Raw genomic sequence first — 8028 nt, forward strand, 5'->3', positions numbered from 1 at the left:
CAAGTCGGGTGCCGCTTCGGCGGTTTCGGAGACGGCGTACGAGCTGGGCGCCGTCGTCGGCACCGCGACGCTCGGCACCATCTTCACGGCGTACTACCGCGCCAGCGTCGAGCTGCCCGGCGGCCTCACGGCGATGCAGACCGCCGATGCCAGGGAGAGCATCGGCGGGGCCGCCTCGGTGGCTCAGACCCTGCCGCCTGCCCTGAGCAACCGCCTCATGGACTCGGCGCGGGTGGCCTTCGACGCGGGCATCGCGCCGACGGCGACCATCGCCGCGGTGCTGACGCTGATCGCGGCCGCCGTTGTCGCGCTGGCGTTCCGGGGCGTCAGCGGTAGCGCAGGCCGACCAGGATCAGCACCGATCCCAGCAGCGGTGCCGCCGTCCGAAGGTGGTTCCATGCCGTCCACGGACCCAGGTACGCGCGCCATTCCCGTAATGCGTCCGCTGCGGACAGACCCGCCGGATCCAGGGCGTCCAGTTGGTTGTTCAGCGGAACGTTGAACGCCATCGTCACGATGAAGGCGACCAATCCGAGCACCGCACCTGCCAGCACGTATCCGGTGCCCGGTTGGGACAGCTTGAACAGCGCAGCGATGCCGATGCCGAGGGCCAGCAGCGCCGAGCCAGTGAACAGCATCAGGAACGGCGCGTTGGCCTGGGCCTCGGCATTCATGCCTCGCATTGCGGCGATCGCCTCGGCTGGTTCGGCGCGGTCGAGTCCCTTCATCACGAACGTGGAGAAGGCGTAGAACAGTCCGCCGACGGCGGCGCTGGTCACTGCGGTAGCGGTGGCGGCGATGAGGTAGGGGCTGGTTGTCATGGACTCAGTCAACCGGCAGCGAACAAGACGATCCATCGTTATAAGTCCCGAATACATACGCAGGCGTCTACATTTTGATTCGTGGACGCTCTCGGTGGACTGCTTGACGGAGTGCGCGCGCGTGGCGCGTTCGTATTGCGACTGTCCCTGGATCCGCCGTGGTCGATGCGCATCCAGGACGACGCCCCCCTGACGCTGATCTGCGTCACGCAGGGCAGTGCCGTCATCGTGACGGACTCCGGCGAGTCCTTCGACGTCGGACCCGGCGACGTCGCCGTCGCGCGCGGCGTCGAACACTATTCGTTCGCCGACCAGGCACTGACCGAACCGCAGGTGGTCATCCACCCGGGGAACCGGTGCACGACGCTGCGCGGAGAGGATCTCCGTTTCGAGATGTCGGTGGGCGTGCGGACCTGGGGTAACACCGCATCCGGGGCCGACCGCGCCGTCATCTGCGCCTACGAGGGGCGCAGCGAGGTCAGTTCCCGCTTGCTGAATGCTCTTCCGACGGTTCTGGTGGTGCATGGCGAGAAATGGCAGACGCCCTTGGTGGACCTTCTGACCGACGAGGCAGGCAGGGACGGCCCCGGCCAGGAGGCCTACCTCGACCGGCTACTTGATCTACTGCTGATGGACGTGCTGCGCACGTGGTTCGACCGCGACGACCAGGCTCCCACCTGGTGGCACGCCGAGCACGACCCCATCGTCGGGCCCGCCCTGCGGCTGATCTACAACAACCCCGAGCACCCCTGGACGGTGGCCAATCTTGCTGCCGCCGTTGGCTGTTCACGTGCGGTGTTCGCACGGAGGTTCGCCGAGCAGGTCGGTGAACCTCCGATAGCCTTCCTCACCGGATGGCGGCTGGCACTGGCCGCCGACCTGCTGAGAGCGAGTGGGGGCACCATTGCCTCCGTTGCTCGCCAGGTCGGCTACGGCACGCCTTTCGCATTGAGCAGCGCATTCAAACGTGCCTACGGCGTCAGCCCCAACGCGCACCGCGCCGCCGCACTCGGGTCATGAGCCGGGTCAACCGCGCTCCAGCGCCGAAAAGAATAGGGAAATCCCCCTATTCGCATCCACCCCCTTCGTCATAGCGTCGACCCGTAGGCGTCCACGGGGGTGGCGTCGGGGGAGCTGACCATGCACCTGTCCAACACTCGCGCCGGCCTGGTCCTCTTCGGACTCTTGTCGCTGACTGACGTCGTCATGACGTTCGTCACGTCCCCGAACGAGGGGCCGCCGCCATCAATCGTGATCTCCGGATTCATCCTTGGCGTGGTGAGCTTGGTCCTGATCGCGCTGGTGCTTCGCACCGGCAGTCGAGCGCTGCTCGCCGTGCTGGTGGCCTGCCGGGTGGCGTCCGCGTTGACGGCGGTCCCGGCGTTCCTGATCGACGGCGTGCCTGGGCCCTTCGTCGTGCTGGCGGCCACCTTCTGCGTACTCACCGTGGTGGCGTGCGTGTTCGTCACGGCATCGTGGTCGTCGCGACCGACGTGATTACGTGTCGGCGTCCTGGCCGCGCTTTGCGATCATGCCCGCCACCGAAGTCGCCGCAATGGTCACGATCGCACCAAGCATGAGCGCCGCCGGTTCGCCGGGGCGTAACAGATGTTCCTCGGCGCCCAGCGTCGCCGCGGCGACGGGGACGCCGAGCTGAGCCGCGGACAACACCGCAAGGGTCAGCGGCTGTTTCAGCACTCGACCGACGGCATGAGCCAGAATCGCCCCGCTCCCGAGTGCGACGCCGAGCAGGATCAACTGCGGGTGAGCCGCGAGATCGCGCACCTGAAGCGAAGCTCCCAACCAGACGAAGAAGAGCGGTCCAAAGAATCCTTCGGTGATGCCGAACAGCTGCCGGGCCAGGCGCCTTGGCTGACCGATCGCGGCCACGACTAGACCCAATGCGAAGCCCGCCAACATGATTGAGACGTGGGTAGCGATGGCCAGGGTCGCGAGCCCGAACAGCGCCGCCAGGCTGAAGCGCAACTCGAGGGCGGACTTCTGCTTCTCCGAGTACTTGTGCAGCCGCTTGCGCAGGCCGTTGGCGTTGACCCGCCGCAGCGCCAGGAACAAGACCACCGCGCAGCCGGCGATCGCGAGTGCACCGAGCGCAGCTCGCGGTGCCCTTGCGGGGTCGATCACCAAGGGCAGCAACACGATGCACGCCGTGTCGGCGACCGCGATCTGCGCGGTGACCGACAGAACGGGTGGGCCCGTCAGCCCGAGCTCGTCGATGATGGGCAGAGCGAGGGCGGCCGACGACGACGCCATCAGCACCCCGTACAGCGCCGCGTGCCCGGTGCCGAAGATCGTGGCGAGCCCGACCCCGAGTCCTGCCGCCACCGCGCCGATCAGGACGGCGCGCACCAACGCGGCGGGCGCCGCTGACCGCATTCCACGATCGCGGATGGGCACGTGCGTCCCGACCACGAACATCACCAGGGCGAAGCCGATGTCGGCGAGCAGTTCGAACGTCGGGTCGGTGTGGTCGATGATCCCGAAGCCTGTCTTGCCAAGCACGATCCCCACCACCAGCTCGCCGACGACGACGGGCACCCGCAGCCGTGGCACCGAGCCAAGCAGCGGGCCGATCAGTCCCGCTACGACGAGAAGCGCCAGCGTGCCGAATCCGAAGTGCATCACGTCAGCCTGGTGCCTGCCACGACACCAGGCGGCAGGGGATGGGGGTGTTCTCGTCAGTCAGATAGCTTGCGCACACCCGGTGGTATCCGTCGGCGATCTGCAACGCGACGCCGTCGACGGCCCTTCCCCGCACCAAGAGAATCGGCGACAGCTTCTTTCCGGCCTCGATCTTCGCGAGATCGGTCCTGACGCGGACGTTGCTGGCCGGCAGTAGCTCCAGGCGTGCCGCCCGCAGGATGTCCTTTGCCTTGGACAGCGAGACGTCCGCGGATTTGAGGGCGTCCACCGTCGCGGCAATCACGTCATCTTCGCTGATCAGACGCAGATAGTCGGCCGCGGCGACGTAGTCGTGATCTTCGGGCTCAGCGAGCCACTTGACAGCCATCCGGACACTTTAATGTGGGTGGCTGTCAGTGAATGTCAGGGTTTTCCCCCATTCGCTGAGAGTCGCGCAGCGGTATCGTTGAACGGAGCATCCGGGGGGATGTCTACGTGATGAATGTTCGGGGGCTGCGATGTTCACTTCTACCGGCAATGTGAGTTCGCCCGATGCGCACGTCGAGTCGGTGCTCAACGGCATGACGCTCGTCGAGTTGACCGGCTTGCAGGACGTCCTCCTTGGGCAACTCCGCACGGGGATGCCGTCCTCTGAGCAGATCGCGAAGGCTCTCGAGCGTCAGAGCGTCGACGTGGCGGCCTGGTACCGCTTTCGCGAGTCGCCCAGCGAGGCGGTGAAGGTCGTCATGCTGCTCGGGGCAATCGCCGTCGCGAGCGCTTGGATGACGTACCGTCACGTGCCGGCTCCGCCCCGCAGACTGCAGGACGCGATGGCGCGAGTTCACGAGGACCACGTCTACATGCTGCCCATCCCTCGCAGCGACCCGTGTTTCTGCGGCAGCGGCAACCTCTTCAGGACGTGCCACGGCAGGCCTCCGCTGGCCGCACCCGCCATCTGAGGGCTAGGCGCCGATCCAGTTGCCGTGGAAGCCGAACGGCACCCGGTGCGGCAGCTTGATGGTGGCGACGGGATCGCCTGCGAAGTTCGAGGCGTCCAGGATCACCAGATCGCTTCCGTTGCGGGCTGAGTCGTAGACGTAGCCGAGGTAGTAGCCGTTCTCTTCGTCCGCTGGCCCACTCGATGGGACGAAGACCGCCTCGCCGGGAACCCCTGGTGTCGCCGCGGTGCCGAACGCGTGCTCGACCGCACTGCCGGTGGTCAGATCGTGGCGCACCAGTTTGTCACTACCCACCGAGACTGCGTACCGCGCGGGCAGACCGGCCAACCGGTCGTCGATGCGGGGAAATTCCACCGCATGGTCGTCGAGCTGTTGCTCGCTGACCGTGCCCCTCGCCAGATCGATCGTCCACGTCCACATCACTGCGTCGGAGTCGAAGCCACCGCTGTCGCGCCACAACTCCGGGTACCGGGCTGCCTGCAGGACAATGGAATTCCCCGAATCGTAGGCATTGGCGACGTGGAAGACGTAGCAGGGGTCGATCTCGAACCAGCGGATCGGGCCGAACGGATCGTCGCGCCGCATGACGCCGAGGCGGGCACCGTATTCGTCGCTCCACCGGTACGGCATGTCGCCGTCGCCCTTGAGTGCGACGTCCATGTCGAAGACGATGGGCAAGTCCATGAAGATGACGTGCTCGGCCGTGAGCGCAAAGTCGTGCATCATCGTCAACGCCTTGACGTCGACAGGGCGGTTGACGGTCAGCTCACCCGTTGCGTCGACGCGGTGGTAGGTGACGTAGGGCTCGAAGATGTTGCCGTAGCCGAAGAAGTGCATTTCGCCGGTGATGGGACAGATCTTTGGATGCGCGGTCATCGAGTCCACCAGCTTGCCGCCGAAGTCGTACGCGCCGACCGTCTCCAGGTCGTTGGTGATCTCGTAGGGCAGCGACGACTCCACCAGCGCCAGGGTCTTGCCCGCGTGGTTGACGACGTGGGTATTGGCGACGGCCGAGCGCAGATTGCGCGTGCCGTCGGCGTTGTAGAGCGGAAAGTCGTCGGCGAAGCTGTCGGTGCGGACCCAGCGGTTGCGATACCACGCAGCGCGTCCATTCTCGACGCGGATGCCGTGGATCATCCCGTCACCGCTGAACCAGTGCCCGGTCGCCTGCCGCGGATTGGGCCCATTGCGTAGGTACCAGCCGTCGAGTTCGGGCGGAATCGAACCTTCGACCGTCAGGTCGAACTCGGTGAGCTCGTCGGCGACCGGCGCGTAGTTGCCACGCTGGTAGAACTGGCCGGTTCCGAATATCTCGGTGTGGGTTTCGGTCACGTCGATTCCTTCTGTGGCGGTGGCTTTGGTCCTCACCACTGTGACACTCCATTTCTGACATGTCAATAGTGGAATGTGCTCGGAGTGCCGCCGTGCCGAACGCGTAGCAAGATGAACCGATGTCGGGTCGTCGCCACTCCGTGTGGGCGCTCAAACTCGCCGTCAACCGAGGGGGTGTGGCCCAGCAGACCGTCGTCGACGAGCTCCGCCGCGTGATCCTCGACGGTGCGGTACCGCCCGGCACGCCGATTCCGGTCAGCGAGGTGGCCGACCTGTTCGGGGTCAGCCCCATCCCGATCCGGGAAAGCCTGAAGACGTTGACGGGCGAAGGATTGGTCGCCCACCAGACGAACATCGGCTACGCGGTCGCGCAGTTGACCGCCCGCGAACTCGCCGAGATGTACATCGTCCGCGAGACCCTAGAGTCGGCGGCACTCGCGGCCGCCGTCGTTCGGGCCACCGACGCCGAGCGCGCCCACGTCTCTGCCACCAACCAGCTGCTGGAACATGCTGTGGCCGAAGATGATCCGCAGGCATATCACCGCCAGAGCCGGATCTTCCACATGGGCCTGACCCGTCCGTCGGGAATGCTCCGCCTGATCCACATGCTCGAATCCGCCTGGAACATCACCGAACCCGTTCAAGTGATGGTGCACGTCGAGCATGCTCAACGTGCGCGACTACACGAGGACCACGCGGACATGTTGGACGCGTTCCTACATCGCGACGTCGAGCGCCTGCTGGCATCCAGTGCCGCACACCACCGCAGACTCAACGAGGTCGTCGCCACGCTGCCCGCCGATACCGGACTGATCGCCGGCGAAGGCTGACGAGAATATATCTTCGGCGCAACGGCCCGGCAACAACTCGCCGCTAGCTTTTCCCAATCGCCATGCATCATCTGCACGCAGATCGGGAGCTCGCCATGACAGACATCAAGGAAACACCGCCAAGCGCCGGGGTCGCCGCGGGCGACATGGTGGAAGCCGCCGGTCATCCGGTCGGCAGCGGGGTGATCAAGGAGCACTACGACCCGCGGCTGACCAACGAGGACCTTGCGCCGCTCGCCAAGCAGTCCTGGTCGTCGTACAACATCTTCGCCTTCTGGATGTCCGACGTGCACAGCGTCGGCGGGTACGTGACGGCGGGCAGCCTGTTCGCGCTCGGTCTGGCCAGCTGGCAGGTACTGATCGCGCTGCTGGTGGGCATTACGATCGTCTACTTCCTGTGCAACCTGGTGGCCAAACCCAGCCAGCAGGCCGGCGTCCCGTACCCGGTCGTGTGCCGTAGCCCGTTCGGCGTGCTCGGGGCCAACATCCCCGCCATCATCCGTGGCCTGATCGCGGTGGCCTGGTACGGCATTCAGACCTACCTGGCCTCGGCTGCTCTGGACATCGTGCTGCTCAAGCTCTTTCCGGGCCTGGCGCCGTACGCCGACGTCGAGCAGTACGGCTTCACTGGCCTGTCCCTGCTCGGCTGGGGCAGCTTCACCCTGCTGTGGATCCTTCAGGCCGCGGTGTTCTGGCGCGGCATGGAGTCGATCCGCAAGTTCATCGACTTCTGCGGCCCGGCCGTCTACGTGGTGATGTTCATCCTGTGCGGCTACCTGCTCTGGAAGTCGGGCTGGCACGTCAGCCTGAACCTCGGCGGCGAGAAGAAGGGCAACTCGCTGGTCATCATGCTCGGCGCGATCGCCCTGGTGGTGTCCTACTTCTCCGGTCCGATGCTGAACTTCGGCGACTTCGCCCGCTACGGCAAGGACTTCGCCGCGGTGAAGAAGGGCAACTTCCTCGGCCTGCCGGTCAACTTCCTGGTGTTCTCGCTGCTGGTGGTCATCACCGCCGCGGCGACGGTTCCGGTGTTCGGCGAACTGCTCACCGATCCGGTTCAGACCGTCGCCCGAATCGACAGCGTGACCGCAATCGTGTTGGGCGCCTTGACGTTCTCGATCGCCACCATCGGCATCAACATCGTCGCGAACTTCATCTCGCCCGCCTTCGACTTCTCGAACGTGAGCCCGCAGAAGATCAGCTGGCGGATGGGCGGCATGATCGCCGCCGTCGGCTCGGTGCTGCTCACGCCCTGGAACTGGTACGACAGCGACCAGGGCATCCGGTTCTCCCTGGGCATCCTGGGCAGCCTGATCGGGCCGCTGTTCGGCGTCCTGCTCGCCGACTTCTACCTGGTGCGCAAGCAGAAGATCGTCGTCGACGATCTCTTCACGATGTCGAAGACGGCCAATTACTGGTACAAGGGCGGCTACAACCCGGCCGCCG

At 65.8% G+C, this 8028-nt stretch carries 9 protein-coding genes; 5 read left to right on the plus strand and 4 right to left on the minus strand.

Translation table 11 applies throughout. From position 1 onward, the window contains the following. Positions 1–326: 326 nt before the first annotated feature. The gene (locus QOD90_RS14965) at positions 327–821 is read right to left on the minus strand and encodes an anthrone oxygenase family protein (RefSeq protein WP_526350997.1); all 495 of its coding nucleotides are present in this window, start codon (positions 819–821) and stop codon (positions 327–329) included. Between the two features lie 81 nt (positions 822–902). Between QOD90_RS14965 and QOD90_RS14970 the strand changes: the two genes are divergently transcribed. Beyond that, positions 903–1841, plus strand: a complete 939-nt coding sequence (locus QOD90_RS14970) for an AraC family transcriptional regulator (protein ID WP_526350999.1) — start codon at positions 903–905, stop codon at positions 1839–1841. Between the two features lie 120 nt (positions 1842–1961). Then, entirely contained in the window at positions 1962–2318 is a 357-nt protein-coding gene (locus QOD90_RS14975; protein WP_526351001.1) for a hypothetical protein, read from the plus strand. Here the strand turns inward: QOD90_RS14975 and QOD90_RS14980 are convergent, their stop codons facing one another. Further along, positions 2319–3461 (minus strand): cation:proton antiporter, encoded by a 1143-nt coding sequence (locus tag QOD90_RS14980; RefSeq protein ID WP_526351003.1) that lies wholly within the window; start codon positions 3459–3461, stop codon positions 2319–2321. A gap of 4 nt (positions 3462–3465) precedes the next feature. Beyond that, a complete protein-coding gene (locus QOD90_RS14985) occupies positions 3466–3849 on the minus strand; it encodes a hypothetical protein (RefSeq protein WP_526351005.1) in 384 nt (127 codons plus the stop codon). A 130-nt stretch (positions 3850–3979) separates the two neighbouring features. On the opposite strand from QOD90_RS14985, the gene QOD90_RS14990 reads away from it, so the two are divergent. Further along, on the plus strand, positions 3980–4420 hold the full coding sequence (locus tag QOD90_RS14990) for an SEC-C metal-binding domain-containing protein (protein WP_526351006.1): 441 nt from the start codon (positions 3980–3982) through the stop codon (positions 4418–4420). Between the two features lie 3 nt (positions 4421–4423). On the opposite strand, the gene QOD90_RS14995 is transcribed toward QOD90_RS14990, so the two are convergent. Then, entirely contained in the window at positions 4424–5752 is a 1329-nt protein-coding gene (locus tag QOD90_RS14995) for a carotenoid oxygenase family protein (protein ID WP_526351008.1), read from the minus strand. Between the two features lie 119 nt (positions 5753–5871). Here QOD90_RS14995 and QOD90_RS15000 point away from each other — a divergent pair, with 119 nt between their 5' ends. Both QOD90_RS15000 and QOD90_RS15005 read left to right on the plus strand, forming a co-directional pair. Then, positions 5872–6582, plus strand: a complete 711-nt coding sequence (locus tag QOD90_RS15000; protein ID WP_526351010.1) for a GntR family transcriptional regulator — start codon at positions 5872–5874, stop codon at positions 6580–6582. A 95-nt stretch (positions 6583–6677) separates the two neighbouring features. After that, on the plus strand, positions 6678–8028 hold a 1351-nt coding region (locus QOD90_RS15005), incomplete at its 3' end, for an NCS1 family nucleobase:cation symporter-1 (RefSeq protein WP_526351012.1).

The organism is Mycobacterium sp. (assembly GCF_032161845.1).
Lineage (GTDB): Bacteria > Actinomycetota > Actinomycetes > Mycobacteriales > Mycobacteriaceae > Mycobacterium.

Bases quoted from the DNA above. Each gene is read 5' to 3' on its own strand.
- QOD90_RS14965 (WP_526350997.1), bottom strand. From the start codon at position 821: ATGACAACCAGCCCCTACCTCATCGCCGCCACCGCTACCGCAGTGACC.
- QOD90_RS14975 (WP_526351001.1), top strand. From the start codon at position 1,962: ATGCACCTGTCCAACACTCGCGCCGGCCTGGTCCTCTTCGGACTCTTG.
- QOD90_RS14980 (WP_526351003.1), bottom strand. From the start codon at position 3,461: ATGCACTTCGGATTCGGCACGCTGGCGCTTCTCGTCGTAGCGGGACTG.
- QOD90_RS14985 (WP_526351005.1), bottom strand. From the start codon at position 3,849: ATGGCTGTCAAGTGGCTCGCTGAGCCCGAAGATCACGACTACGTCGCC.
- QOD90_RS14990 (WP_526351006.1), top strand. From the start codon at position 3,980: ATGTTCACTTCTACCGGCAATGTGAGTTCGCCCGATGCGCACGTCGAG.
- QOD90_RS15000 (WP_526351010.1), top strand. From the start codon at position 5,872: ATGTCGGGTCGTCGCCACTCCGTGTGGGCGCTCAAACTCGCCGTCAAC.